This window comes from Helicobacter sp. 13S00482-2 (assembly GCF_002272795.1).
Lineage (GTDB): Bacteria > Campylobacterota > Campylobacteria > Campylobacterales > Helicobacteraceae > Helicobacter_J.
On record NZ_MLAT01000012.1, the window covers coordinates 24,409 to 50,269 of the forward strand.

The following is a 25,861-nucleotide window of genomic DNA, read 5'->3' on the forward strand; positions in this document are numbered from 1 at the left end:
GCTAAAATCGTTAATACTTTCTTAATAAAAAATTGGAAGCTTTGAAACTATGATACTTTACATTCACATTCCATTTTGCAGTAGTAAATGTGGTTACTGCACGTTTAACTCTTATGACAAAGAAGATCATCATAAAATTGAATATATGAAGGCACTCAAGAGAGATATCATTGATTCACTCAAACAAAACACAAAAACAATTGACTCCATATTTTTTGGTGGTGGGACTCCTAATAGCATTGATTCTAAACTTTATGGAGAGATTTTTGAATCCATCCATAAATATTCAAAATTATCAGAAAATTGTGAAATCACCACAGAAGCAAATCCTGATCTCATTACCAAAAAATGGTGTGAGGATATGAAAAGTTTTGGAGTGAATCGAATGAGCGTAGGGGTTCAAAGTTTTTTTGAAGACAAACTTTTATTTTTGCAACGTGAACACAAGTATGCGGATATTCATAAATGTATGGAAGTGATTTATCAAAGTGGGATTGAAAATATCAGTATAGATCTCATCTATGACACTCCTCAAGACACTAAAGATAGAATCTTTAAAGAAATACAAATGAGTTCTAAATTACCCATCAACCATCTATCTGCATATAGCTTAAGTATCGAAAAGGACTCCAAATTAGCACAAATATATGACAAAAATCCTCAAAAAAAATCTTTTTTTCAAGAAATAAAGGAAGCATTGGTGGATTATGGATTCTCTATTTATGAGGTTTCAAACTATTCAAAAGGCTACAAAGTAAAACATAATCTAGCTTATTGGAGAGGTGAGGAATATATAGGATGTGGTGCTGGAGCTGTTGGAAGAAAAGGCTTTAGGAGATATTATCCTCAAAGAAATATACAAAAATACATTAACAATACGCTAAAAAAAGACATAGAATATCTGAGTGAAGAAGACTTAAAAACTGAAGCAATATTTTTAGGTCTGCGTTCTGAGATAGGAGTGGATATTGAAATGTTAAAAAATAAAAAAGAAAAAATAAAGATCTTGCTTGAAGAAAATAAATGTTATTTGAATGAAGAATTTTATAATCAAAAGAAGATTCAAAGATTGGTAGCGAAGGACTTCTTTATCGCTGATGAGATCGCCTTGTGGCTTATGTGAATTTTATGTTGAAATTTGGTATTGATTATTATGGAATCAAAGATATGATTCCATAATAATGATCGTGTGTGGATAAAAAGTTATTTCATCTGTGCCATAACTTCTTCTGCAAAGTTTTCTACTTTCTTCTCTATACCTTCCCCTAATTCAAACCTAATATATTCAAGAATTTTGATTTCATCGCCAAGTTCTTTAGATTTGTGCTCAATAACCTGTGTGATAGTTTTCTTATCATCCATTACAAAAAATTGTCCTAAGAGTGTCATTCTCTGATCTATTAAAGTATTATCAGCTATAAATCTCTCCATCTGACCGGGTATAATCCTATCCCAAATAGCCTCTGGTTTATTTTGTTTTTTAAGATCTTCTTTGATGGTATTTTCTTGATTTTTTAAAACAGTATCAGTTATTTCAACTCTACTGATATATTCAGGAATATGTTTTAAAGGCTTACCAAGTCTTTTGAGTTCCTCATTTTCTTTTTCTATCTCTGCTATAAGAGCAACCTTTTCTTTTTGGATAAAATCCAAATCAAAAGACTTATAATCAAGGACTTGAGGCTTCATAGCGGCTGCATGCATACAGATATTTCGGACAAATTCTGCACAAGCTTGAAGATTTTTTTTATCTTTATAGCTAACAGAAATAAGAACCCCTACTCTACCATTAGAATGAACATACCCATTTACAATTTGATTATCCGTAGCCTTGATTCCAGCTATCCTTCTCACAACGATATTTTCACCAATTTTAGCAATTTGTGTTTTTAGATATTCTCCATATCCCATCCCATCTATAGAACTTTTCTCTAAAGTCTCTAAACTAAATGTTGGCATATCTTTTGCGAGATTTGAAGTTTTTTCTACAAGGTCTTTGAATCCATCATTCTTAGCGACAAAGTCAGTTTCGCTATTAATCTCAATCATCACAGCTTTGGAAAAATCAGGAGCAATTTTGATAGATACAACCCCTTCAGAGGCGATTCTATCAGCTTTTTTTGCAGCCTTGCTAAGTCCTTTTTCCCTAAGGTACTCCACAGCTTTGTTAATATCTCCATCTGTTTCTACGAGTGCTTTTTTGCAGTCCATCATTCCAGCATCAGTCATTTCTCGTAGTTGTTTTACAAGTTGCGCATTGATTTCTGCCATTTATTCTCCTTCTGTCATTTCTTTTGCGAGTTCAGCAGTAACTTCCTCAAAAAGTTCTTGTTTTTCTTCATCTGAAGCAGGTTCATTTTCTTGAACTTCTTCAAGAATTTCATCTTTTCCTGCAATTTCTCTACCTTCAATGATAGCTTCACTCATCTCTTTACAAAATAATTGTATGGAACGAATTGCATCATCATTTCCAGGAATTGGATAATCGACCACATCAGGATCGCAATTTGTATCCAAAGGTGCTACAACAGGTATTCCAAGTCTTCTAGCTTCTGCAACAGCGATTTTCTCTTTTACAACATCAATAACAAAAATCATATCTGGGGCTTTTTTCATATGCCTAACACCACCTAGATATTTATCGAGCTTTTCTTTTTTTCTCAAAATCATAAGTTTTTCTTTTTTTGTAAGCAGATCAATCTGACCACTAGCTTCCATTTCCTCTATGATTTCAAGCTTTCTAACGGATTTTTTTATGGTGCTAAAGTTTGTTAGCATTCCGCCCAACCATCTATAATTTACGTATGGAACTTGAGTTTTTTCTGCATATTCTTTAAGAGTTTCATTGGCTTGTTTTTTTGTACCAACAAACATAATCGTTTTTCCTTCTGCAGTAGCATCTCTAACGATATTATAAGTGTATCGAAAATACCTAAGTGTTTTTTGTAAATCAATAATATGGATATTCTTCCTAACTCCAAAAATAAAACGCTTCATTTTTGGATTCCATCTTCGGGTCTGATGTCCAAAATGAACACCACATTCAAGCAAATCTTTCATTGTTACCATTGTATTCTCCTTGTTTTGATTAATCAGTTTCTGCCTCCACGCCCATTAAACGGTAAAAAACCGCAACCTTTTGAGAACTGACGTGTGTGAGCTTATTTCATTTCAATTGCTATAATGAAAATGAGGCCACATTATACCTAAAAAATCTAATATATACCTTATTTGAAGCGACTTTACTAAAAATTATTGACACAAAAAAACTCAAAAATATCAAATGAATAAAATATATCCTTAAATATTTATTATTAAATTTTCAATAAATATTACGACATTAAGGTGTTATTATTTTTGCATTAGGATTATCTAAGCTTAAAACTTGTAGAATATTAGGAAAGTTGCTTGATTTCAGGTAATTTGAGATAAACAAAAGGAAACACGATGAACAAACTTCTCATTCTAACACTACTAGGTGCTATGAGCGTAGCAATGGCTGCTCAAGCTCCCGCTGCATTTAAAAAATGTATGGCTTGCCATGGTGCAAATGGGCAAAAGGTAGCTCCAGGAGCAAAAGGTGGGGTCACTATCGCTGGTTTATCAAAAGATAAACTACTGAAAGATCTCAAAGGTTACAAAGCTGGAACGGCTGATAATGGTGGTGCAAAAGCAATTATGTATAGCCAAATGAAAAATGTTTCTGAAGCAGATATTGAAGTTCTTGCTGATTATATTAGTAAGCTTCCTTCAAAAAAATAGTCCAATGGGGGTCCCCCCCCCTACCAAATATGTCTGAAATACTTATAAACTCAACAAAATTCAAAAATAATCTTGATGTCATTGCACAACACATCGGTGATAAAAATAAATTGGCTTTAGTAATAAAAGATAATGCATATGGCCATGGACTCCAAGAAATTGCTACACTAGGTTGTGCTTATGGCATCAAGAATGTCTTTGTTAAAAATGAGGCTGAAGCGTTAAAAGTAATCCATTTATTTGAGCATATAACTGTTCTGTATGGACAGGTCTGTAGCACTTCTCCACGGAATATCCACGCTTCTATTAACTCAATGGAAGGCATCCAATTACTAGAACCCTCTCGCTGTGTGGAACTCAAAGTAAATACAGGAATGAATCGCAATGGAATTCCTAGAGAAAAGCTACAGGAGTTTATCGAAAAGATACTCTTAAGAAAACTCACTCTTTTGGGAGTATTTACACACAATGGTTATGGAGATACCACAGATGAGTCATTCCAAGACGCTCAAAAGATTTTTTCAGAAGTTAAAGAGGAAGTCATATATTTATCCAAAAAATTAAGCTTTAAACTCCCAAGATTTCATTCTCTTAGTTCATCAGGGGCACTTAGAAGTGAAAAAATAGAAGACGATTTGGTAAGAATAGGAATTGCTGCATATGGCTATCTAGGCAATATTTTTGATATTCCATTGAGTAAAAAACTCTCTCCAGTAGCCTCTCTTTGGGCTGATAAGATTTGCGAACAATCATTAAAAAAAGGAACCAAAATTGGCTATGGCGGTAAAACCTTATTACAAAAAGATATGATTATTAGCACTTATGATGTGGGTTATGGGGATGGCTTATTTCGTATAAATGGGAATAAAGCTCCTGTTAAAACTGCTGAAGGTTACACAATATTGCCAGTAACTTCGATGGATTGTTTTTCTTGTGAAGGGAGCAATCAAAGGGTTTGCGTCTTTGATGATGCACGTTCGATAGCACAGATATTTGATACCATTCCCTATGAAGTCCTCACAAACCTATCTCCTTTTATCAAGCGTTCTGTTATTTAATGAATAAAATCTATTCACTCAATCACTCACCCATTGATTTTTACTTTTCACAAAATCCAAGAGATTTTATCGTCAGAGAAGTACCTCTTTATGATTTTAGTAATGATGGAGAACATCACATCCTTAATGTTCGTAAAAAAGGCCTGAATACTCTAGAAATGATAAAAATATTTTCCGCAATATTGGGAATCAAATCAAATGAAATTGGATATAGCGGATTAAAAGATAAAAATGCGATGACCTCTCAATATATTTCTATCAATAAAAAATTCACTCAAAATCTTGATTCTAAACTTTCACTTTTAGAAGCAAAAAATATCAAAATCCTCTCTAGCACTTATCACAACAATAAATTAAAAATAGGACATTTGAAGGGCAATAACTTTTTCATTCGTTTGAAAAAAATCACTCCAAATATTTTTGAAAAAATAAACTCTGTCCTGAAGGTAATCGAAAAAAATGGCCTACCCAATTACTTTGGATATCAGAGGTTTGGAAAAGATGGTGATAATTTTCTAGAGGGAAAAAAAATCATTCAAGGCGAACTAAAACTCAAAAATAGAAAAATGAATGATTTTCTCATTTCAGCTTATCAAAGCTTTTTGTTTAATCAGTGGCTTAGTTTTCGCCTCAAAATCAGTAAAATTTTCGATAGTTTTGAGCCTCAGGAAATCCTTCAAGCACTCCAAATGCAAAATTTGTTTGATATATCTGAAAATCATTCAAGCATACAGAGTTTAAAAATACTTGATATTGCAAAAATCAAAGCTATCAAAAATCAACCTTTCTTTTTTAGGCTTTTTGAAGGTGATATTATGCACCATTACCCGCATGGAAAGGCATTTGAACTGGAAATACAAAATGACATTTCTCGTTTTTACAACAAAACCATCACTCCCACAGGTTTGCTCAGCGGAGAAAAAGTCTTAAATGCAAGTTCAATAGCTAGAGAAATTGAATCTTGTTTTGATGACAAACTCATAAAATCACCAGGTGCAAGGCGTTTTGGATGGATATGGGTAGAAAACCTAAAATACAACTACATTCAAGAAAATGCTTGGTTAGAGCTTGAATTTTTTCTCCCAAAAGGTAGCTATGCTACAACACTTATTGAAGAGATTGCTCATCAAAATGTTAAGATTGATTAAAATTCTTTTGCAATAATGAAGAGGATTTAATCTGACTCAAAGGCAACTAAATGAATTTTCAAAGAATCATATTTCGCAATCATCTCAAAACAACTGCCGTTTTGATGACCTATGTTGTGATCTTTGTTTTTATTGGCCTACTTGTAGATATTGTTCGTATCAATGCCCCATCTTTCCTTTTAGCATTAAAAGAACTCTTAACATTTCAGATTATACCAGTTGTCACACTATGTATGCTTATAGCGGCTATCTTGATTATCTGTATTTGCGTCATGAATTTTACACAGATCGTGCTTAATGGCAGTGAATACAAACTAGTAGATCCATCAAAAGTAATGAATCAAACAGAACGACGGATATATGGTATTTTAAAAGATATCATTAGGGAATCAGGAAGTACTTTTATTCCTAAGCTCTATATCATAGATGCTCCATATATCAATGCATTTGCAAGCGGATGGAATGAGAATAACTCTTTGATTGCACTGACTATTTCGTTGATAAAAAAACTTGAATATGAAGAAATTAAAGCAGTGATGGCACACGAACTTAGCCACATCAGACATGGAGATATAAGACTCACAATGTGTGTGGGTATATTGAGTAATATCATGCTTTTAGTTACTAATTCTATTGTGTGGATATTTTTAGGATCAAATCGCGAAAAAGGTGCTAATACCGCTAGAACAATCTTATTAATCTTGCAATTTATTTTGCCTATTTTTACTCTTATCTTACAAATGTACCTGAGTCGAAGTAGAGAATATATGGCAGATAGTGGAGCTGCTTATATCATGAATGATGCCAGGCCCATGATAAGAGCATTACAAAAAATCAGTGCTGATTATGCTAGTACCGATTACTCTGAAGTAGATACAAACCCAACTCGAAAGGCTGCCTATATTTTTAATACTTCTGAAACTTTCAGCACCCATCCAAGCATTCAAAACAGAATAAAATCATTACTAGGTAGATAGATGACTCAAGATTATTTCAATTATTTTTTTAATAAAATTGGTGAAGATGCAAATAGAGAAGGACTTATAAATACGCCTTCAAGAATTCAAGAGTCTTGGGATTTTCTATACAGCGGTTACACGCAGGATCCAAAAACTGCACTTGGAGATGTGTTTAGACAAGGTGCTTGTGATGAGATGGTGATGATAAAACATATTGAATTTTATTCAATGTGTGAGCATCATATCCTTCCATTCTTTGGTCATATAAGTGTGGGATACATACCAGATAAAAATGTAGCTGGAATCAGTGGTTTGGTGAAATTAATAGAGATCTACTCAAGAAGACTTCAAATACAAGAACGACTCACAACGCAAATAGCGGACACAATTATGGAAGTTTTAAAACCAAAAGGTGTGATGGTAGTGTGCGAAGCGAAGCATTTATGTATGAGTATGCGAGGAGTTCAGAAACAAAATGCAAAAATTAATACCAGTGCTATACGTGGGCTATTTAAAAGCGATTCTAAAACCAGATCGGAGTTCATGCAACTTCTAAAATCTTAAAATATATTTTCACAAACTCTCCATAAGGAGGGCTTGTATCTCTTATTTGACTGCTTTGATAGCTTTCTCTAATATGGCTTGTGCTTGTGCTTTATCTTGAAAATCTTTTACTTTTACCCATTTGTTTGGTTCAAGCATCTTGTAAGTTTCAAAGAAATTTTTGATTCTATCTAAAGTGATCTTTGGTAAATCGGCTAATGTTTTAATATCATCATATCTAGGATCAATTTTACTCAAAGGAACAGCCAAAAGCTTTTCATCCATACCGCTTTCATCTTCCATAACAAGAACACCAATCAAACGAACCTTAATGACACTTCCAGCTTGAAGTGGATATTCATTTAACACTAAAATATCAGCTGGATCTCCATCTTCACTAAGCGTGTTAGGCACAAAACCATAATTAGCTGGATAGAACATTGCACTATACATCACCCGATCTACAACCACTGCACCACTATCTTTATCTACTTCATACTTAATATTAGATCCATAGGGAATCTCTATAATAGCATTTACCTTATCAGGGTTTTCTCCAAATGGTATTTTTGATATATTCATTTTCACTCCTTATATTTTTGATTGAATAAATGTTTGCATTTCGCTTACAATCTCTTGAATGCTTCGCTCACCATTGATTTTTTTGAGTATATTTTTTTGGACATAAAACTCTTGAATTTCTTTTAATGGATCTGTATAAACTTTCATTCGATTATTGAAAACTTCCACATTATCATCAGCTCCTCTTGCCCTTCCTAAAACCCTATCACGAGCTACGCTCTCGCTAACATTCACCTCAATAACGCTCACCAAAGAAACATCACTTTGAGATTTTAATTCATTATCAAGTGCTTCCATTTGTTCAACGCTTCTTGGGTAGCCATCAATAAGAATGACCTCTTTAGTGGTGCTTTTGATAGCTGCAATAATGGTGCTAACTACTATATCTAGGGGAACCAAGTTACCCTTGCTAGTAAAACTTTCTATCAGTTTTCCTTGTTCGCTACCACTTGCTACCTCTGCTCTTAAAAGATCTCCTGTAGAATAATGTGCAATTTTATCGCTACAATTTTTTGCTATCAATTCTGCATCGGTGGTTTTCCCACTTCCTGGAGCCCCGATAATTAAAAATAACTTTTTCATTTTTTCTCCTTTTGAAATACTTTAGTTTTTGACACTTGGGTTTCTTAAGCGAATATGAAGTTCTCTTAATTGTTCCTCATCTATACTACTTGGTGCATCGCTAAGAGGACAAGTCGCTTTTTGAGTTTTAGGAAATGCGATAACATCTCTAATACTACTAGAATTCGTTAATAACATTACTATCCTATCAAGTCCCATAGCAAATCCTCCATGTGGTGGTGCTCCAAAACTCAATGCATCAAGTAAAAATCCAAATTTATCTCTGGCTTCTGATTGTGAAATTCCTAAAATATTAAATACCTTTTCTTGTATTTCTTCTTTATGTATCCTGATGCTCCCACCACCAAGCTCAACGCCGTTTAAAACAACATCATAAGCGATTGATTCTATTTCTTCAATATCTTCTTTATCTAAATTCTTTGGCATCGTAAAAGGATGATGAAGAGCATAAGCACGTCCATCAGTTTTTTCAAACATAGGAAAATCCACAACCCATAAAAATTTAAAGTCATTTTCTTGATAAAGCTTCATATCTTTACCAATTTTCAGACGTAGCCTCCCCATGTAATCCCATACATTTTTTTTATCTCCTGCACCAAAAAAAATAATATCTCCAACTTTTACTTCAAGTCTCTGTATTAGTTTTCTTAGATTTTCTTCAGATATGAATTTCACTAATGGACCTTTTGCGCCATCTTCTTTGATTTGAATATAAGCCAAACCCTTGGCGCCAAACTTTCGAACAAATTCCTCAGCTTCTCCCAAAGTTTTACGAGTAAAAAATTCATCCCCTCCATCAACTTTCAATGCCTTAAAACGATTTTTATTTGTATCTAAAGCGATACTTTTGAATATTTCATTGCTAGAATCAACAAATAAATCAGCAACCTCAACTAAAGGCATATCAAATCTTAAATCAGGCTTATCTGAACCATAAGATTCCATTGCGTGAGAATACTTCATGCGTTTAAAAGGAATTTGCACATCTATGGAAGCAACCTTAAAAATATCCCTGATGAGATTTTCTGCCACCTCCATCACTTCTTCTTGAGAACAAAAACTCATCTCAACATCAATTTGAGTGAATTCTGGTTGTCTATCTGCTCTCAAATCTTCATCTCGAAAACATTTTGCGATCTGAAAGTATCTATCAAATCCACTCATCATCAAAAGCTGTTTATAAAGTTGAGGACTTTGTGGTAACGCAAAAAACTTCCCATCATTTACCCTGCTTGGAATCAAATAATCTCTCGCTCCTTCAGGAGTGGCTTTTGACAGTATGGGTGTTTCTACTTCCATAAAACCCATCTTTGTCAGTGTGTTCCTAGTGGTCATAGCCACATCACTACGAGTTTTGAATACATCATATGATTTCTTAGAACGTAAATCCAAATATCTGTACTTAAGCCTCAAGTCTTCATTCACGCTTTCATCACCAATAGCTATAGGAGGAGTTAGGCTTTTATTTTCAATAATCAAATCACTCAAAATAACTTCAATTTTACCTGTTTTTAATTTTGGATTGCTGAGCCCTTCCCCCCTTGATCTAATCTTTCCTTTAGCAATAAGAACATATTCATCACGCACATTTGTTGCTATAGAATGTGCTGGAGTTGCTGGATCAGAAACAAGCTGTATCAATCCACTTTTATCCCGAAGATCAATAAAAACAACTCCTCCGTGATCTCTATAAGTATTACACCAACCACACAAAACAACTTCTTTGCCAATATCTTTTTCATCCAAGTCAGTGCATAAATGTGTCCGCATTCTCTTCCTTTCTAAATTATTTAATTTAATGTGCCAAAAATTTTCGTAACAACTCTTCTATTTCATCCCCATTTGATTTAGTGATAAAACCATCTGCGTGTAAAGTATGTGCCATTTGCTTATTAGAATCACTACTCATTGAAGAATTCACAATCACCGCAATATCCTTAGTTTGTGGGTTCTCTTTGATAGATTTTAGTACCTCAAAACCCGATATTACTGGCATTTCAAGATCTGTAATGATTGCCCCAATATGATCAATTGAAGCTTCTGAAAACACATAATCCAAAAGCATTTTTCCATTTGGAAATGTGAAATATTTGAGTCCTAATTTTTCAATGATTTTTTGTAAAGATTTGGCAGCTGATTTTGAGTCTTCAGCGAGTAAAATAATTTTATCGCTATGGATTATCTCTAAAGATTGCAAGTTCAGATTTGAAAAATTATCAAACATAGGAAAAACATCAGCGATCATTCTCTCCACATCTAGTATTTGAATAACAGAACCATCATCATATTTTGTTGTAGCAGTGACCTTGCTACTGCCATCAAGACCATATTCACTACCAACGCTCACTTCTGACCAATTTCTTTGAATGATACGCTTCACACTCAGAATTTTAATACCTACAGTATAGTTTGAAAAATTGCAGATCACCACAAGACTCTTTTGTGAATCAATAGAATAAGGTCTTAAATCCCGTTTTGGTTCCTGAGAACTGTAGTGTAGCCAACGCCTCATATCTATAAGCGGTATAGATTCCCCTCTAACAGTCAAAAATCCTATCATCATCCCATCATTTTCGCCCACAGTCTCTGTGAAGTCTCCGTTATAATAAATAATCTCACGAATTTTAAACACATTCATTGCATACAACTCTGAATGATTGTCTTTATCAAGAGTGAAACATAAAAATTGGACTTCATTGTTTAGATGTAGCGAAGTAGTTCTATCAATATCACTTATCAAGATAATTCCTTGAATTTTAATAAACTTTTGGTTTAATTATCCAAACCAAACAAGTCAAATCAGTGCTATAATATTACCCAAAAATAGATTGATTTCATCAAAAATGAGGTATCAATATGATAGAAGATTTTGAAAGTTACCAAAAAAACACCGATTTACTCAAAAAAATGGCTTATCATTACTACGTACTTGATGATCCTATAGCAACAGATGAACAATATGATATTCTCTATCACCAGCTCAAAGATTACGAAGAAAAAAATCCTAATCAAATCATCTCAACATCACCCACCCAAAGAGTTGGAAATAAACTCTTAGAGGGGTTTGAGAAATACAAACACATTCAGAGAATGTGGAGTTTAGATGATGTATTTGATGCCACAAAACTAGAAGAATGGGTAAATAGAATCTACAAAAACTATCCACAAGCTAATTTCACCTGTTCTCCCAAATTTGATGGAGCATCTTTAAATCTATATTATGATGATGGTATATTACAGAGTGCTGCCACAAGAGGAGATGGGATACAAGGAGAACTTGTAACACAAAATGCGAAAACCATTCAATCCATTCCGCTTGAGATTCCTTATAAAAAACCCATCGAGATAAGAGGGGAAGTTGTCATCACAAGAGAAGATTTCGAAAAAATCAACAAAGAAAGACTTAACAATAATGAAAATATTTTTGCAAATCCCAGAAATGCAGCCGCAGGAAGTTTAAGACAACTTGATCCAAAAATCACGGCAAAAAGAAAATTAAAATTCGTCCCTTGGGGTATGGGCAAAAATGAATTTGAAACAGGTAGTTTCTATGAGCTTTTAAACACTATTTTAAATTATGGTTTTTATAGAACGCCTTTTATAACCCTATGCAAAAATGAAGCTGAAATTCAAGCACTCTATGAAGATCTAATAAAAAAACGACAAGATTATTCCATAATGCTAGATGGAATGGTTATCATGGTGGATTCACTGCAATCTCAAAAACAAATGGGTTTTACCATCAAATCTCCTAGATTTGCGTGTGCGTATAAATTCCCTGCGATAGAAAAAACATCTAAAATTCTGGCCATAAAACCACAAGTAGGTAGAAGTGGAGTTATCACACCTGTGGCAGAACTAGAGCCTGTGGAGATAGAAGGAGCTATGATATCTAGGGCGACGTTGCACAACTATTCAGAGATACAAAGAAAAGATATCAAGATAAATGATACAGTCATCATTATTCGCAGTGGAGATGTAATCCCTAAAATCATCAAGCCTATAATCGAGCTTAGAGATGGCAAGCAAATTGATATTAACAAACCAACACACTGCCCAGAATGCGGAAGTGAGGTATTAGTTGAAGAGATTTTTATACGCTGTCAAAATCTATCCTGCAAGGCAAGAGTAAAAGAATCTATCGTATATTTTGCTTCCAGAAAAGCCTTAAACATAGAAGGTTTGGGTCAAAAAATAGTGGATCAATTATTTGAAAAAAAAATCATTTCAAATATTTTGGATCTCTATCATATAGGGGTGGAGGATTTGATTTGCCTTGAAGGGTGGCAAGAAAAAAAGGCCAAAAATCTCATTGAGTCCATCAAGGGAACCAAAAATATCCAGCTATGGAGACTTTTAAACTCTCTTGGGATTGAACACATCGGAGAAGGTGCAAGCAAAAAACTAGCTATCAGCTTTGGGCGTAAAATTTTTGAAATTCCAGCAGAAGAAATCAGCAAGATTGATGGTCTTGGAAATGAAATGGCAAACTCTATCGTTGATTTTGGTATCGTCAATAAAGAGCTCATAAAAAAACTCTTTGAAATCATAGATCCCATCGAGCCTGAGAAAAGTATTTCTCATATCTCAGCATTCACAAACAAAACTATCGTACTTACTGGGACTTTAAGCAAACCTAGAGAAGAAATCAGTGCTTTACTTGAATCATTGGGAGCGAAAATGACTTCAAGCGTGAGTAAAAAAACAGATCTGCTCATCTATGGAGAAAATGCTGGGAGTAAGCTTGAAAAGGCAAATACCTTGATGGTAGAATCAATCAATGAAACAGAACTAATAGAAATGTTAAAAAAAGAAGAGGTTCAATATTGAAAATTCTTAAGATTGCACCTTCTTTAGCTTCAAGCCCCTCTTAACACTCAATCACTCCCCTATCAAGCATCTTTTTTACTCTTTAAATAATAAGCTTTTATTTAAAGGAGTGAAATACCCTCATCTAAAATAGATAGAATCTCTGCAATGGCTTTTTCTCTTTGGTCTCTGGGATATTGATATTAAATTTCATTGGGTTATTTTTTGATAAATTAAATCTGATAGCACCTTGAGCTAAAATAAATAAAAACAATCGTATATGATTTTAACGCAACCAAAAAGCCACAAAACACGCAGTAAGCTCTCAAGGTTATGCAATCTAAAACCAAAATAAAAATTACTTAGATATGTTTGCGCCTCTTGCTGAAATAACAATACCGATAATATTCCAACCTCTTGAGGCGTTTGAGATGATGTAGTGAAAATATATCATCATGCTTGAGGATATTTTGTTTTCACCTAGATTAAACGTTACATAATCCATACAATCTTTTGAAATCTTGGATAGTAAAAGAATATTCATATAAGTTATAAATGGCAAATCAAAACCAAAATCCTCTTTTATTTTTCCAGATAATCCTATATAGATTTCACCCATATCTCTCCCCTAGCCTTAGTTCCTTGCAAATCTCATGAAAACCATAAAAACGAACTTTGGATCAGGGCTTTTTCTGCAACTCTTTACAGAAAAGTGATTTTTTGTAATGCTTGTATTGCTGAGTCTAAAGCAAGTGAGTACTGATGCAATGGTCTTTTGTTCAGGAAGAAAAGGGAGGAATATGCGTACATTGTTTAAATCTTTTGAATGTATATGCATAATCAATCTTCCTTGTCCTTAATGCATCAATCTGCCTAAAACCTCCCATATTAAGGCAATAGCTTATAAAAATAGGATTGAGATTTTCTCTCGGAGAAAAAAATGCATTATCATCACCTATGCAAGTTATTTATCTCCTATAGATGTAGCATATTTTCCAATATCCCACCTTATTTCTCCAAAACACACAAATACCATATCACCAATATTCAATAGACTTGGATGTCTCTGTTGTTTGTTTAAAAATAATGCAAAATACCCTCTTATCACAAAATTATATTTAGCGTATATAGCACAAGGAAATCCATCAATTAAAATCAGCTTTTGTGATTTTAAATCCCTTGAAAGATTCAGCTATATCCCCTAGCCTTACTTACTTGTAAGCCTCATGAAAACATTCAACATCTTGAATGTTTTCATCATCTTTCTCATGCAGCAAACCACGATCAATCTAAGTGGGAGCATTAACTTGTAGAGTTTTATATGGGGTTGTTTTTTATTTTGATACCAAAGTTTGTCTTTTTTGTAGTCCTAGATTCAAGATGGATTGACAAAAAGCCAATCCAAAATGAATTTAAACAAGCATTTATGCATAGTATAGAGGCTTGATTGATGATGATTTTAGTGTTAAAGGAAGTTTGTGATACAATTCCAAGATTTCAATCAAACTAGCGGGGAATATGATAAAAATGCTTCTTAAGAAATTTTTAATCTTACTTTTTTTTATATTTGAGTTGGGATTTGGATTTGATTACACTTTTTCTGGAGATGTGGCCAATTATTCTAAAATCGGATTCAACCACGTGAGTATTGATAAGGCTATGGGTCGATATCCCACAGATAGTTTTTCAATTCTTTATGCCACACCCAATGTGAAATTTCATACTGATAGTAATTTTGATATGGGTATTGGGTTTGCTTTTGGTGGGCTAGTTTATGATTCTACAGAACGAGATAGGGATACATTGGGCAATCTAGTAAATCCCGATGGACTTGGCTATAAATATTTTGGCTATTATCTAGGCAAAAATGGCAAAGAAAAAGCCAGTGGAAAAAACACGAAAGATTATTTTTTTTCTAATATCTATATAGGATATGAAAATGATTTTTTTAGTTTCAAGATTGGAAGATTCTTATTTAAAAATACAGATTGGCTCACAGGGAATCAAGAAGGTGGAGAAATTCATTTAAAGGCCAATTTTGGTGAATGGAGTAATGATTTTTGGGGAGTTATAACTGAAAAAAAATCTTCCCTAGGGGGCAAATGGCTCAAAGATTTTAAATTCTTGAATTCAAGCCCTATTCCTACCATTGCAGCTGGAATAAAAATCAAAAATTCTCATATGAGTTTCACTCCTTATGTGCAATCTCAACCAAATCTATATGTGATGACAGCTTTACATTTTGTCTATAATGTGACTTTTTTTATTGGAGATGTTCCCATAGAGTTCCAAACTGATTTTTTACCAATGTTCGTGCATCACACACTTGGAGCACAAAATAGATTTTCTGTTTATGACAATGGAGATAGATCAGTATTTTCACCATCTGTGAATCCAAAAAATCCATATTTATATGGATATGAAGGAAGGCTAGTAGAAAAAGGTGGCGAAAGCGTGTATTTAAAACAGCTTTTTAAAATCTCCAAAAACTCTTTAAGACATCATTTTGGATTTCAGATATACAAAAATTTTGGGAACCCCAATGAATTTGTAGGGGGTTGGGGTAATCCTATAGGAATAGATTTAAATGATAGCACTATCTATGATAGAGGAACGGCAAACAACGCAATATTTGCAAGTGATGCATTCAATAATATCTTTTTTTATGGACTTCAATATCAAAATTTCAACATCAATATGCTCAATCGTTATACCATAAGTCCTAGAAGCAATGAAGAGAGTTTTTCTATCAATATGGACTATCTTTTTCCCAATAAACTAAGCATAGGTATCAATCTTACATATTTTGATGATATTACCAAGAAGGGTTATGAAGTTTATCAAACCTATCTCAAGCAAGATATTAGAGAAGATAGAAGTTATATATCTACATACATAAAACACAGCTTTTGATATTCATTTTAAAGGAAAATATATATATGAGGAAGATTTTAAAGACAGCATTTTTTTGTGGGATGTTTATCACTTCATTTTATGGCTTTGACTTTGATCTCACAGGCAGTGCAAGTGCCTTTTCAAAAATTGGCTTTGATGGTAGAAAATACGATCCTACAAACAATATATATCCTACAGATAGCTATACAAGCATACTTGGTGAAATGAATTTTGAATTCAAAAATATCACACAAGGTTTAGATATTGTTGTTGGCGGAATGCTCAATGCACTCGTTTATGATTCCACTATTCATCAAGGTCAAGGACAAGGCTATCCTTATGATTTTGGGACTCAATACATAGGATATTGGGCAGGACATAGTGGATTAGAAGTCCAATCTCCAAGATTCTTTATGGTTCATAATGCATACATTAACTACGATTATGAAGGATTTTTTGGTTTGAAACTTGGAAGATATGAAACAAGTGCTCAAGACTGGTTCACCGCCTTTAATCAAGGGGGTGAGTTCTATGGAAAATACGAAAATTTTAAGATCTGGGGAATGTTCTCTGATGCTAGGGCTTCAGCATATAATGATTGGTTTTGGGATTATGGACGTTTTTATACACAAGGAGAACCCCTAGTATCTGGTGGGATTGAATTTTCCAAATATGGACTGAGCATATCGCCTTATTATTACTATATTCCAAATAGCATGAATGCTCCTGGATTCAATATCACTTATGATACAAATCCCGATTTTAAAAATGTTGGTTTTAGATCAAAAACAACAATTGTAATGCTTTTTCCATTTTATTCAAATACTTCATCTAGCACATTAGATGTAATAGCATTCAATGAAGTGCTTGGAAAAAATGCACAAAGTCTATTCATACGAGAACAGCTTTATTATGACAATTATAACTTTGGAGCCATGATCTATAAAAATTTTGGAAATGCAAATGGTAGGATTGGAGTATATGGAGATCCTATAACATATAATATTTGGACAGGAAGTGTATATGATTTTGGCCCTTCGCTTTCAAATATGGTCGGAAAGGATGCCTTGAGTGGATTTTTATATGTTGGGCAAACATTAGATAAACTGAATTGGAAAATTTTAGGTCGTCTCACAAGTTCTCCAAGGGCAGATGAACAAAGCTTAGCATTATATCTAGACTATGATTTTAATAAAAAAATCAATGCTGGATTCAAACTAGAATATATGCAAGTGAATACGCATCAAGGTTATCAAATCGGATCCACAGCTCCTCTTAAAACTGAAAATTTTTCAGACAGAAGTCACTTGATGATGCATATCACTCATAGCTTTTAAGTGACACTCAATTCAAGATATTTTTAATGATTTCTTCTATAGGAGCATTGGCATTGATAATCTTGTCCGAAACTCTTTCATAAATACTTTTCCGTTCTTCATACAAGTATCTAGCCTCACATAGATTCTGAAACAAAGGTCTTTTGGCAATCTGCTCAGGATCTAAACGCTTAAGAATTGCATCAAAGTCTATTTCCAGATAGATTACCTTTCCAAGCCCTGAGAGTGGATTGAATATTGGCATTCCCCCACCTGTAGCAATGATGGCATTAAAAAGACTTCCTTGTGCCCATTTTATAAAGTCCCCTTCTAGCTCACGAAAGTATTTTTCTCCCTTTAAGCTAAATATATCTGAAATACTGCAATCTTCCTGATTGCTAATAAGTACATCACTATCAATAAAAAACCTGTGTGTATGCTTTGCAAGTTCCCTACCTACAAAACTTTTTCCACTCCCCATAAAACCTATAATTACAATATTATTCACTTACTTTACACTAACAATATAATATTGATCTTCTTTATCTATCTTGTATCTATACTGACCATCTAAGGTAATGACAATACGATAAAAATTTTCGTGCGTACCTACAGAAATTTTGCTGTAATATTTTTTTGCAATATCGATACTTTGATTGACATTAGGATTTTTTCTATCTATATCAATAACAATTCGATAAGGAGTGGGAAGAATAAAACTACGCTGAATATTCTCAGTGGTATGAATATAAAGCTTATCATTTTGAATAAAGAATTCAAATGGTTTGATGGTGTAATAATTTGTCTCTTCCGAAACAAAAGCACTTTTTTGACTAAAACTCAAAGGATAATGCCAATCTATACTCCTATCAATATCAAAAGTTTTTGTCTCAATAGAACCATCAATGTTTTGATAGATAACACTCACCCCTTTTAAAATTCTCGCAGTAGTAGGCAATTTGAAATCAAATGCTTCAAAATATTTTTTTGAATCTTGAATCTCATTTTCAGAGCTATTTTTCGGATTAACAACAGATTCAAAAGGGTTTTCTCTACCAACAAGAATGCAAAAAATAAAAAATATAGCAATAATTTTTTTCACGGTTCCAATCCTTTGAGTTCAAAAAGTTGTTTTTGAAGTTTGGAATTTTTATACTGCAATGTATGTACAACATCTTCAAGCGAATCTCGTTTATTTCTCACCTGAAGTAGGACTTCAAGTGAATTCGTCCCAAAAAGCAGATATGCCATATAAGCACCAAATCCCATCAACACAAGAAAACTAATAATAATGGCACGATTAACATAAACTAACCTTGCAAATTTGGCATAAGCATTCTTATCATTGCTATCTATCATTTATTTTTAAAAAGTTCCTTGCCAACATACTCAGTATAAGCAACTTCAGACTCTATCTGCAACAAACGATTATATTTTGCTATACGTTCGCTTCTCGCAGTTGAGCCAGTTTTGATTTCTCCTGTATTTAATGCAATCGCAAAATCAGCTATAAACGCATCTTCACTCTCCCCACTTCTGTGACTCATAACGCATCTATAATTATTTCTTTGTGCAAGTGCAACAGTCTGCATGGTTTCACTCACTGTTCCGATTTGATTGGGCTTGATGAGTATGGCATTGGCAATATTTTGATCAATGCCATGTCTTAAAATATCTTTATTGGTTACAAACAAATCATCTCCAACCAACTGTATCTTATCCCCCAATCGCTCCGTCAGATATTTCCAACCATCCCAATCATCCTCGCTTAGTCCATCCTCAATTGACACGATAGGATATTTCCTTACAAGTTCTTCATAATAAGAAACAAGCTCATGAGAGCTGATTTTTCTCCCCTCTCCAGCTAGATTATACAAGCCATCTTTTTGCACTAACTCACTACTAGCAACATCTAAGGCAATAGATATTTCTTCACCAGGCTTATATCCTGCTTTTTCAATCGCTTTCAAGATAATCTCTATCGGCTCAGTATTATCCTTAAGATTTGGGGCAAAACCACCTTCATCTCCTATGCTTGTGATATGCTTAGTATCCTTTAAGATACTCTTAAGATGCTGATAAACCTCCGCACTAGCTCTCAAAGAATCCTTGAAAGTATCAAACCCAAAAGGAACAATCATATACTCTTGAAAATCTACCGTATTATCAGCGTGGGCACCACCATTGATGATATTAAGCATAGGAACTGGCATTGTAATGGCATTACAACCTCCAATATAGCGATAAAGTGGCATACCCAAAGAAGTGGCTGCAGCTCTAGCTATTGCCATTGAAACCCCCAATACTGCATTGGCTCCAAGATTTGAATAATTATTTGTACCATCAACGCTTTTAAGCAACCCATCAATGTGCCCCTGATCAAAAGGAGTGCTATTAATAAGTGCATCTGCAATCACAGTATCTATATTCTCACAAGCCTTCAAAACACCTTTACCCAAATAACGAGACTTATCCCCATCACGCAACTCCAAAGCTTCTCTTTTTCCTGTACTTGCACCACTAGGCACGATAGCAGACTCAATAGTGCCATCACTTAAAACAACACTAGCCTTGATAGTTGGATTCCCTCTACTGTCAATAACTTCTCTAGAATAAATATTTTCTATATAAACCATTTAGAACTCCTTATTCAGACATTTCATCAAGAGGTTCATCAGGAAGAGGCATAATTTCTTCTGTAGAACCGATCTGTTCTTTTATTTTTGAGATAATCTCAGTAGCTAGAGCCTTATCTTCTTTGAGCAAAGCTTTAGCGTTTTCACGCCCCTGCCCTAGTTTTCTATCCCCATAACTAAGCCAAGAACCGCTTTTATCGACAATATCAAGCTTGATACCATAATCAATAATCTCACCCTCACGGCTGATTCCTTCTCCAAACATAATATCAAACTCAGCCTCTCTAAAAGGTGGTGCGACTTTATTTTTCACAACTTTTGCTTTTGCACGATTTCCTATTTGCTGTTCATTTTGTTTCAAGGTAGCAACACGCCTAATATCGATACGAACACTCGCATAAAACTTCAACGCATTCCCCCCAGTAGTAGTCTCTGGACTACCATAACCCATCTGACCTATTTTCATACGAATCTGATTGATAAAAATTAAAGTCGTATTCATCTTATGCAAAATAGCTGTTATTTTTCTCAACGCTTGGCTCATCAGTCTTGCTTGTAATCCCACGTGAGTATCGCCCATTTCACCTTCTATTTCTGCTCTTGGAGTAAGTGCAGCCACAGAGTCGATGACCACAAGATCAATAGCCCCACTTCGAGTGAGTGTCTCAAGAATCTCTAAAGCCTGTTCACCATTATCAGGCTGAGAGACAAGTAAATTTTCTGTATCCACCCCAAGTTTTTTAGCATAATAAACATCTAAAGCATGTTCTGCATCAATAAATGCACAAATACCCCCATTTTTTTGACATTCAGCAATAATCTGAAGACTAAGCGTGGTTTTCCCACTAGATTCAGGTCCATAAATTTCGATTATTCTACCTTTAGGGATTCCACCAATTCCAAGTGCCATATCTAGCCCTAATGAACCTGTCGAAATAGCATCAATTTTTTCTATCTGTTTATCACCCAATCTCACTAAGGCACCTTTTCCAAATGTCTTGTCGATTTGTTTGAGTGCTAACTCAATTGCTTTTTGCTTTTTTTCATCCATCGCCATCAGATTCCTTTTTTGAAAATTCATAGTTTGATATGCTTTGAATTCTATCTAAGTCTTAACTAAAATTAACTTAGTTTTTGGATTTTTTGGAACTTTACATCAAAATCCAAAAATATCAATCCAAATAACCCACCTCCATAAAATCAAAATAGCAATACCTAAAGCAAAATTTCACACCATCAAGGCAATAACGCCAAGCCCTTAGTGCTTAAAATAAACAACCCTATTGTATTAGACTTTCCATCTTCAAGCTTTTTAATATTCCATCTAGATAGATTTAGTATCCTTACCAATATATTTATTTTAACACCTGCATTTTTACCTATTTAGCCAAATTTAGCACTTTTAGCTGTTGTATCTAGTGATTTTACAGGTATTTTATGATGCCAAATCCTCTCACTTCAATAGCAGAATTATCGATATTTCTAATGCATTTTAGTGATGGCATCAGTGAATTTTTCATAAGCTTCTTGCGTGGCTTTTATAAAAGAATCATCAGCACCAAAACCCAAACCTTTTGGATAAAAATCAAGCCTTAAATATCCCACAAAAACATCTTTATCTCTTTGATATATCAACACCTTCATAGGTAACTCAATAGCGATATTAGGATGTGCATTCATCACATTTGTTCCCACAGCTGGATTTCCAAAAACAATCACAACCGTAGGAGGAAGCGTTTTATCAAATTCACTAGCAGCTTTTGAATGATCCAAGATAGCAAAAAGTTTGATTTTTTGCTTTTTGATGAGATCTTTGGCGCGTTCAAGTGTAGTGGCAAAATCATAATCACTCTTTTTCAAACTAAAATATCTAGCATCATACTGACTAATATTTTTAGGATTCACATGAAGATTTTTTATATCCAAAACCTCCTTTGCATTTGCGATAGAAACAAAACCTATTGACAATAATATAAATAAAATCAACTTCATCATAACCTCTTTTTTTTAAAATATACCCGCATTTTAGAGTAAAAATGCAGAAGTATTGCTGAAACAACAAAATCTACAAATCCTGATATTTTCTCTTTAACATATGAGCTGTTTTCTCATTTTTGAACTGTTTTCTCATTTTGATACCATCTTCATTACCATAATACAATGGCAAGATTTTCCAAACCTTAAAACCCAATGAAGCATACAAGGCAATTGCCTTTTTATTGCTTGATCGAACCTCTAAAGAGATAGATTTTTTGGACTTCTTTAAAGCCAACCCTATAGCATACTCACAAAGTCGCTTTCCATATCCCCTGCCCTGATATCTACAATCTATGGCAAGAGAGTATATCCTAGCACTTTTAGCATACATTATCACCAGAATATATCCTGCAATATATCCATCTTCCCAAAGCACAAATATACGATTATCCAGCCTAAAGTGATAATCTAAAACCGAGCGAGTGAATCTTCCTTCTTCAGGAGTAAAAAGAGCCTCCTCAAGTCTATAAAGTTCTCTTATGTCCTCTTTTTTAGCTTTTGTAATCATTATTTTTGATAAATAGTGTATTTTGGAACCAATTTTTCAGGTCGATAGGACATCTTTACCTTTTTGAGATTTTCAAATCCCATATCATCTCCGACATTTAAATATTCAGTATTATACTTATCCTTCAAGACCTTGCAAAATTCTCTAAATATGAACTGTGCACAACCCAAAACCTCAAAATCAGTCTTTTCGATCAATACACTCGCAGTATCTTCCCTAACCTGTTCGCCAACTGTAAAACCTTTGAGCTCATCTCCAATATAAATAACAAGTCCAACCAATCCAAGTGCTTGATAATCTTGCAATACCCTTTTAACCGCAAGACGTTCTTGATAAATCCCATCCATAAAGTTATCTACTTCCTCTTTAGGCATATACTTGATACGATCACTCACCCATTTATTGAAGAGGTTATTGATAGGGATTGTATGAATATCAGGATCTAGAGTTTCTATCTTAAAATCAGGGTACGCCTTTTTAAACTTATTGATTTCATTTCTCTTCACATGATAGGCATTGCCTTTGAGCTCGATGAGATCATCTGTCTTATAGATATAATCCACAAGCTTTTTTTCAATCACATAATTTTCCAATGATGAAAAAATCACCTCCCCTTCATTGCTATAAGTAATAAAACCTTCCAAAAGTTCATCACAAACATACTCAATCTTAGAGTAATAATTTGAGGAATTATTTTCATTCATGATCTCAAAGCATTTAAAAATAGCATTATAAGAATTTCTTGAATTTCCAAGAGGTGGGAGCAACATAGAAAGCTCCCCTCCTGTCATCACAAACAAACAAAATGTATCATCAATGATTTCATAAAAACCACTTGTTCGTGAGAGCCATATATAGTTCGCAGCAAAAGAATAATCACTCACATCCACTTGTGTTTTTTGTAGATACTCCTCCATAATCTTTTTTGTTTCCAATACAAAAGGCTTAAGCCTATATTCCAAGATATTTATTGTCGCCATAATAAAAGCCTTTATTTAAATTTTAGGCGAAATTATACTCCTTAATCTTCACTTTAATTCTCCTAGTTTCAAGTATTTTTTTCACCAATACAAACATCCCTTTTTGCATCTTTATTTTCATATGCCTTACAAAAACCCTGAGAAATTTAATACATCAAAATATATCATCACATTGAGTCCCATCTCATAGATGACAAAGATAGCTACCAACCACAAGCCCTTCGCACAAAAAATACAAGTAATAAAATCACAAATAAAATAAACAATACTATATACATTAAACTTGCGTTATAGCACTCATATAGGGCAAATCAGATATGCTATAGTAAAACTCTTTATAAAAATTAAAAATTATTGTACCAAATATTGAATTTTATGAGATATAATACCTCCGAGTCAAACAACAATCTAAAAAGGACATCTTATGAACAATGACAATTTTTTGCTTTTAAAACGCAATGGGGGGGGGGGCATCAGAAAAACTCATCTCTAAAAAATCCCATCATCCATTTCCAAAGTCTCAAAATTTCCCAAACCATACTCTCTTCTCATTTTTTAAAACCAAATCACTTGTTTTAAGTCTAACTCTAGCTGGAGTGTTTTTTCCTCTTAGGATGCAAGCTGTTACCTTTGATACAGGTGCTTGTCCTACTGATAAGAATTGTGGTCATCTTGGATTCATCACTGATGATGATGGATCTGCTTTGCACTACACAAGAGTCGGTCTTGTTAAACCGTATGATCACATCAAAGTCAAAAATGCTTCAACAGTCAGCCCCTTGCAGAACTTTAGAGGTTACATCACCAATCTCCAAATGCAAGGCTACTCTATCAACGCTCCAGTCTTACTGTTTAAGAAAGATAGCTCAAGTCTAATTTCATACATCGAAGATTCTAAAATCACTTCACTCATCAGTGGGAGTTTAGGTCAATTCGATTTTCAAAAAAGTTCTGTTGATGGAGATGTCAATATCACAGGAGGAGATACCAACGCTTTGAACTTTTATTCTAGCTCAATGAAAGGAGATGTCAATATCAATGGTGGAACTACTAATAGTGTTTATTTTGATAATAAATATAATACCAAATCCACCCCCACTTTAGATGGAAACATCATCTTAAATACAGGGGGCACACTTGATGTTAAATTTACTGATGCTATCTGGAATGGATCTTTCAAAGACATCGGAGGAAATGCAGCCTCGGTGATAAATTTTACTTTCACTAGATCCAAAATCAATCCTACTAGCAATCAAATCACCAATTTCACCTTCTTGCACGGAACTGATAATGTTACGCTAAATAGCTCAAATCTCAACGTTGATGTCTATACCCAAGCCACTAAGACCAATATCACATTAAATAACAACTCCTCAATGAACAACATCAATGTGATGGGAGGAACGAATGTAAAAAATATCACTTTAAATAATGGATCTTATATTCATAAGCTTATCTCCACTGGTGGGGGTGGTGCCAATCTCGTATTAAATAATAGCACCATAGGGAAACTTGATGACCAAGATTCCATCGCTATGTTCTCTAGTGGTGCGAATATCTACGTAACAGCAACCAATAACTCCACTATCAATGGACATTTTGACTCTGATGCGTATAATACCTCTGAACTGAAAATCTCTGATAGCATCTGGAATGGTAGGGATGTTAAAATAAGTGCCATTGATTCTCCTCTTGGCAAAGAACTTACCACGAAGATGGCGATCTTGAACTACTATGGAACACTCCTTAGTTCCTCTTATATTAATAACTCCACCATCAATGGAGGCATTCTTTGGATAAAATCAAATTTTGGATCAGGAGAAGGTCTTAGTTTTACAAAAAGCACCTTAAATGGTAGTCTGTATCATAATTATTCAGGGGTACCAGCAAACGTTGGAAACGACTCCATCGGGGCGTCCTTTAACTTCAATGCTTCTACCATGAATGGAGACATCATTGATGGCACTTCAGCTATCACAACTACAAATGGCACTGCCAATCATGCCCTCACCAACGTGACCTTTAGAAATAAATCCACCTTAAATG

Annotated in this window: 25 protein-coding genes; 10 read left to right on the forward strand and 15 right to left on the reverse strand. The window is 34.1% G+C overall.

Annotated elements, in window-relative coordinates:
- The first annotated feature begins 49 nt into the window (after positions 1-49).
- On the forward strand, positions 50-1,123 hold the full coding sequence (hemW, locus tag BKH42_RS06455; protein ID WP_095295802.1) for a radical SAM family heme chaperone HemW: 1,074 nt from the start codon (positions 50-52) through the stop codon (positions 1,121-1,123).
- A gap of 80 nt (positions 1,124-1,203) precedes the next feature.
- On the opposite strand, the gene tsf is transcribed toward hemW, so the two are convergent.
- Both tsf and rpsB read right to left on the reverse strand, forming a co-directional pair.
- Entirely contained in the window at positions 1,204-2,271 is a 1,068-nt protein-coding gene (gene tsf, locus BKH42_RS06460; RefSeq protein ID WP_095295803.1) for a translation elongation factor Ts, read from the reverse strand.
- Positions 2,272-3,069: a 30S ribosomal protein S2 gene (gene rpsB / locus BKH42_RS06465; protein WP_095295804.1), complete on the reverse strand. Its 798-nt coding sequence runs from the start codon at positions 3,067-3,069 to the stop codon at positions 2,272-2,274.
- A gap of 378 nt (positions 3,070-3,447) precedes the next feature.
- Here rpsB and BKH42_RS06470 point away from each other — a divergent pair, with 378 nt between their 5' ends.
- The 5 genes from BKH42_RS06470 to folE are packed head-to-tail and all read left to right on the forward strand — an operon-like array spanning position 3,448 to position 7,491.
- A complete protein-coding gene (locus BKH42_RS06470) occupies positions 3,448-3,762 on the forward strand; it encodes a c-type cytochrome (RefSeq protein WP_095295805.1) in 315 nt (104 codons plus the stop codon).
- A gap of 29 nt (positions 3,763-3,791) precedes the next feature.
- Positions 3,792-4,820, forward strand: a complete 1,029-nt coding sequence (locus BKH42_RS06475) for an alanine racemase (protein WP_095295806.1) — start codon at positions 3,792-3,794, stop codon at positions 4,818-4,820.
- A complete protein-coding gene (truD, locus tag BKH42_RS06480) occupies positions 4,820-5,968 on the forward strand; it encodes a tRNA pseudouridine(13) synthase TruD (RefSeq protein WP_095295807.1) in 1,149 nt (382 codons plus the stop codon). Before BKH42_RS06475 ends, truD begins: the two co-directional genes overlap by 1 nt.
- A gap of 50 nt (positions 5,969-6,018) precedes the next feature.
- Positions 6,019-6,945: a zinc metalloprotease HtpX gene (gene htpX, locus BKH42_RS06485; protein WP_095295808.1), complete on the forward strand. Its 927-nt coding sequence runs from the start codon at positions 6,019-6,021 to the stop codon at positions 6,943-6,945.
- On the forward strand, positions 6,946-7,491 hold the full coding sequence (folE, locus tag BKH42_RS06490; RefSeq protein WP_095295809.1) for a GTP cyclohydrolase I FolE: 546 nt from the start codon (positions 6,946-6,948) through the stop codon (positions 7,489-7,491). It begins immediately after the preceding gene.
- 42 nt (positions 7,492-7,533) lie between these two features.
- Here the strand turns inward: folE and ppa are convergent, their stop codons facing one another.
- From ppa to BKH42_RS06510, 4 genes are read right to left on the reverse strand one after another with little or no spacing between them, the layout of a single operon-like run.
- Positions 7,534-8,052 carry an inorganic diphosphatase gene (gene ppa / locus BKH42_RS06495; RefSeq protein WP_095295810.1) on the reverse strand — a complete coding sequence of 173 codons (519 nt, stop codon included), beginning with the start codon at positions 8,050-8,052 and terminating at the stop codon, positions 7,534-7,536.
- A gap of 9 nt (positions 8,053-8,061) precedes the next feature.
- On the reverse strand, positions 8,062-8,634 hold the full coding sequence (locus BKH42_RS06500) for an adenylate kinase (protein WP_095295811.1): 573 nt from the start codon (positions 8,632-8,634) through the stop codon (positions 8,062-8,064).
- Between the two features lie 21 nt (positions 8,635-8,655).
- Positions 8,656-10,404, reverse strand: a complete 1,749-nt coding sequence (gene aspS / locus BKH42_RS06505) for an aspartate--tRNA ligase (protein WP_095295812.1) — start codon at positions 10,402-10,404, stop codon at positions 8,656-8,658.
- Between the two features lie 25 nt (positions 10,405-10,429).
- Entirely contained in the window at positions 10,430-11,374 is a 945-nt protein-coding gene (locus BKH42_RS06510) for a chemotaxis protein (protein ID WP_095295813.1), read from the reverse strand.
- 116 nt (positions 11,375-11,490) lie between these two features.
- Here BKH42_RS06510 and ligA point away from each other — a divergent pair, with 116 nt between their 5' ends.
- Entirely contained in the window at positions 11,491-13,464 is a 1,974-nt protein-coding gene (gene ligA / locus BKH42_RS06515; RefSeq protein ID WP_095295814.1) for an NAD-dependent DNA ligase LigA, read from the forward strand.
- Positions 13,465-13,801: 337 nt separating this feature from the next.
- Here the strand turns inward: ligA and BKH42_RS06520 are convergent, their stop codons facing one another.
- Positions 13,802-14,062 carry a hypothetical protein gene (locus BKH42_RS06520; protein ID WP_095295815.1) on the reverse strand — a complete coding sequence of 87 codons (261 nt, stop codon included), beginning with the start codon at positions 14,060-14,062 and terminating at the stop codon, positions 13,802-13,804.
- A gap of 899 nt (positions 14,063-14,961) precedes the next feature.
- Between BKH42_RS06520 and BKH42_RS06530 the strand changes: the two genes are divergently transcribed.
- Positions 14,962-16,356: an outer membrane family protein gene (locus tag BKH42_RS06530; protein ID WP_095295817.1), complete on the forward strand. Its 1,395-nt coding sequence runs from the start codon at positions 14,962-14,964 to the stop codon at positions 16,354-16,356.
- A 26-nt stretch (positions 16,357-16,382) separates the two neighbouring features.
- Positions 16,383-17,675: an outer membrane family protein gene (locus BKH42_RS06535; protein ID WP_095295818.1), complete on the forward strand. Its 1,293-nt coding sequence runs from the start codon at positions 16,383-16,385 to the stop codon at positions 17,673-17,675.
- A gap of 7 nt (positions 17,676-17,682) precedes the next feature.
- On the opposite strand, the gene BKH42_RS06540 is transcribed toward BKH42_RS06535, so the two are convergent.
- The 8 genes from BKH42_RS06540 to BKH42_RS06575 form a co-directional block, all read right to left on the reverse strand.
- Positions 17,683-18,162: a shikimate kinase gene (locus tag BKH42_RS06540; protein WP_095295819.1), complete on the reverse strand. Its 480-nt coding sequence runs from the start codon at positions 18,160-18,162 to the stop codon at positions 17,683-17,685.
- Positions 18,163-18,756, reverse strand: a complete 594-nt coding sequence (locus BKH42_RS06545; protein ID WP_180674006.1) for an AMIN domain-containing protein — start codon at positions 18,754-18,756, stop codon at positions 18,163-18,165.
- Complete coding sequence (locus BKH42_RS06550; RefSeq protein WP_095295821.1) at positions 18,753-19,013, reverse strand: hypothetical protein; 261 nt, start codon at positions 19,011-19,013, stop codon at positions 18,753-18,755. The genes BKH42_RS06545 and BKH42_RS06550 overlap by 4 nt, the downstream gene beginning before the upstream one ends.
- Complete coding sequence (gene eno / locus BKH42_RS06555; RefSeq protein ID WP_095295822.1) at positions 19,010-20,290, reverse strand: phosphopyruvate hydratase; 1,281 nt, start codon at positions 20,288-20,290, stop codon at positions 19,010-19,012. The genes BKH42_RS06550 and eno overlap by 4 nt, the downstream gene beginning before the upstream one ends.
- A gap of 10 nt (positions 20,291-20,300) precedes the next feature.
- Positions 20,301-21,347 (reverse strand): recombinase RecA, encoded by a 1,047-nt coding sequence (gene recA, locus BKH42_RS06560; RefSeq protein ID WP_095295823.1) that lies wholly within the window; start codon positions 21,345-21,347, stop codon positions 20,301-20,303.
- Positions 21,348-21,772: 425 nt separating this feature from the next.
- Positions 21,773-22,282, reverse strand: a complete 510-nt coding sequence (locus BKH42_RS06565) for a DUF302 domain-containing protein (RefSeq protein WP_180674007.1) — start codon at positions 22,280-22,282, stop codon at positions 21,773-21,775.
- A 73-nt stretch (positions 22,283-22,355) separates the two neighbouring features.
- The gene (locus tag BKH42_RS06570; RefSeq protein ID WP_095295825.1) at positions 22,356-22,835 is read right to left on the reverse strand and encodes a GNAT family N-acetyltransferase; all 480 of its coding nucleotides are present in this window, start codon (positions 22,833-22,835) and stop codon (positions 22,356-22,358) included.
- Positions 22,835-23,815, reverse strand: coding sequence for a phosphatidylglycerol lysyltransferase domain-containing protein (locus BKH42_RS06575; protein ID WP_095295826.1), 981 nt, complete (start codon positions 23,813-23,815; stop codon positions 22,835-22,837). The genes BKH42_RS06570 and BKH42_RS06575 overlap by 1 nt, the downstream gene beginning before the upstream one ends.
- A 458-nt stretch (positions 23,816-24,273) precedes the next feature.
- Here BKH42_RS06575 and BKH42_RS06580 point away from each other — a divergent pair.
- A partial coding sequence (locus BKH42_RS06580) for a hypothetical protein (protein ID WP_143428579.1) occupies positions 24,274-25,861 on the forward strand: 1,588 nt, incomplete at its 3' end.

Bases quoted from the DNA above. Each gene is read 5' to 3' on its own strand.
- hemW (WP_095295802.1), top strand. From the start codon at position 50: ATGATACTTTACATTCACATTCCATTTTGCAGTAGTAAATGTGGTTAC.
- tsf (WP_095295803.1), bottom strand. From the start codon at position 2,271: ATGGCAGAAATCAATGCGCAACTTGTAAAACAACTACGAGAAATGACT.
- rpsB (WP_095295804.1), bottom strand. From the start codon at position 3,069: ATGGTAACAATGAAAGATTTGCTTGAATGTGGTGTTCATTTTGGACAT.
- BKH42_RS06470 (WP_095295805.1), top strand. From the start codon at position 3,448: ATGAACAAACTTCTCATTCTAACACTACTAGGTGCTATGAGCGTAGCA.
- BKH42_RS06475 (WP_095295806.1), top strand. From the start codon at position 3,792: ATGTCTGAAATACTTATAAACTCAACAAAATTCAAAAATAATCTTGAT.
- truD (WP_095295807.1), top strand. From the start codon at position 4,820: ATGAATAAAATCTATTCACTCAATCACTCACCCATTGATTTTTACTTT.
- htpX (WP_095295808.1), top strand. From the start codon at position 6,019: ATGAATTTTCAAAGAATCATATTTCGCAATCATCTCAAAACAACTGCC.
- folE (WP_095295809.1), top strand. From the start codon at position 6,946: ATGACTCAAGATTATTTCAATTATTTTTTTAATAAAATTGGTGAAGAT.
- ppa (WP_095295810.1), bottom strand. From the start codon at position 8,052: ATGAATATATCAAAAATACCATTTGGAGAAAACCCTGATAAGGTAAAT.
- BKH42_RS06500 (WP_095295811.1), bottom strand. From the start codon at position 8,634: ATGAAAAAGTTATTTTTAATTATCGGGGCTCCAGGAAGTGGGAAAACC.
- aspS (WP_095295812.1), bottom strand. From the start codon at position 10,404: ATGCGGACACATTTATGCACTGACTTGGATGAAAAAGATATTGGCAAA.
- ligA (WP_095295814.1), top strand. From the start codon at position 11,491: ATGATAGAAGATTTTGAAAGTTACCAAAAAAACACCGATTTACTCAAA.
- BKH42_RS06520 (WP_095295815.1), bottom strand. From the start codon at position 14,062: ATGGGTGAAATCTATATAGGATTATCTGGAAAAATAAAAGAGGATTTT.
- BKH42_RS06530 (WP_095295817.1), top strand. From the start codon at position 14,962: ATGATAAAAATGCTTCTTAAGAAATTTTTAATCTTACTTTTTTTTATA.
- BKH42_RS06535 (WP_095295818.1), top strand. From the start codon at position 16,383: ATGAGGAAGATTTTAAAGACAGCATTTTTTTGTGGGATGTTTATCACT.
- BKH42_RS06550 (WP_095295821.1), bottom strand. From the start codon at position 19,013: ATGATAGATAGCAATGATAAGAATGCTTATGCCAAATTTGCAAGGTTA.
- eno (WP_095295822.1), bottom strand. From the start codon at position 20,290: ATGGTTTATATAGAAAATATTTATTCTAGAGAAGTTATTGACAGTAGA.
- recA (WP_095295823.1), bottom strand. From the start codon at position 21,347: ATGGCGATGGATGAAAAAAAGCAAAAAGCAATTGAGTTAGCACTCAAA.
- BKH42_RS06565 (WP_180674007.1), bottom strand. From the start codon at position 22,282: ATGAAGTTGATTTTATTTATATTATTGTCAATAGGTTTTGTTTCTATC.
- BKH42_RS06570 (WP_095295825.1), bottom strand. From the start codon at position 22,835: ATGATTACAAAAGCTAAAAAAGAGGACATAAGAGAACTTTATAGACTT.
- BKH42_RS06575 (WP_095295826.1), bottom strand. From the start codon at position 23,815: ATGGCGACAATAAATATCTTGGAATATAGGCTTAAGCCTTTTGTATTG.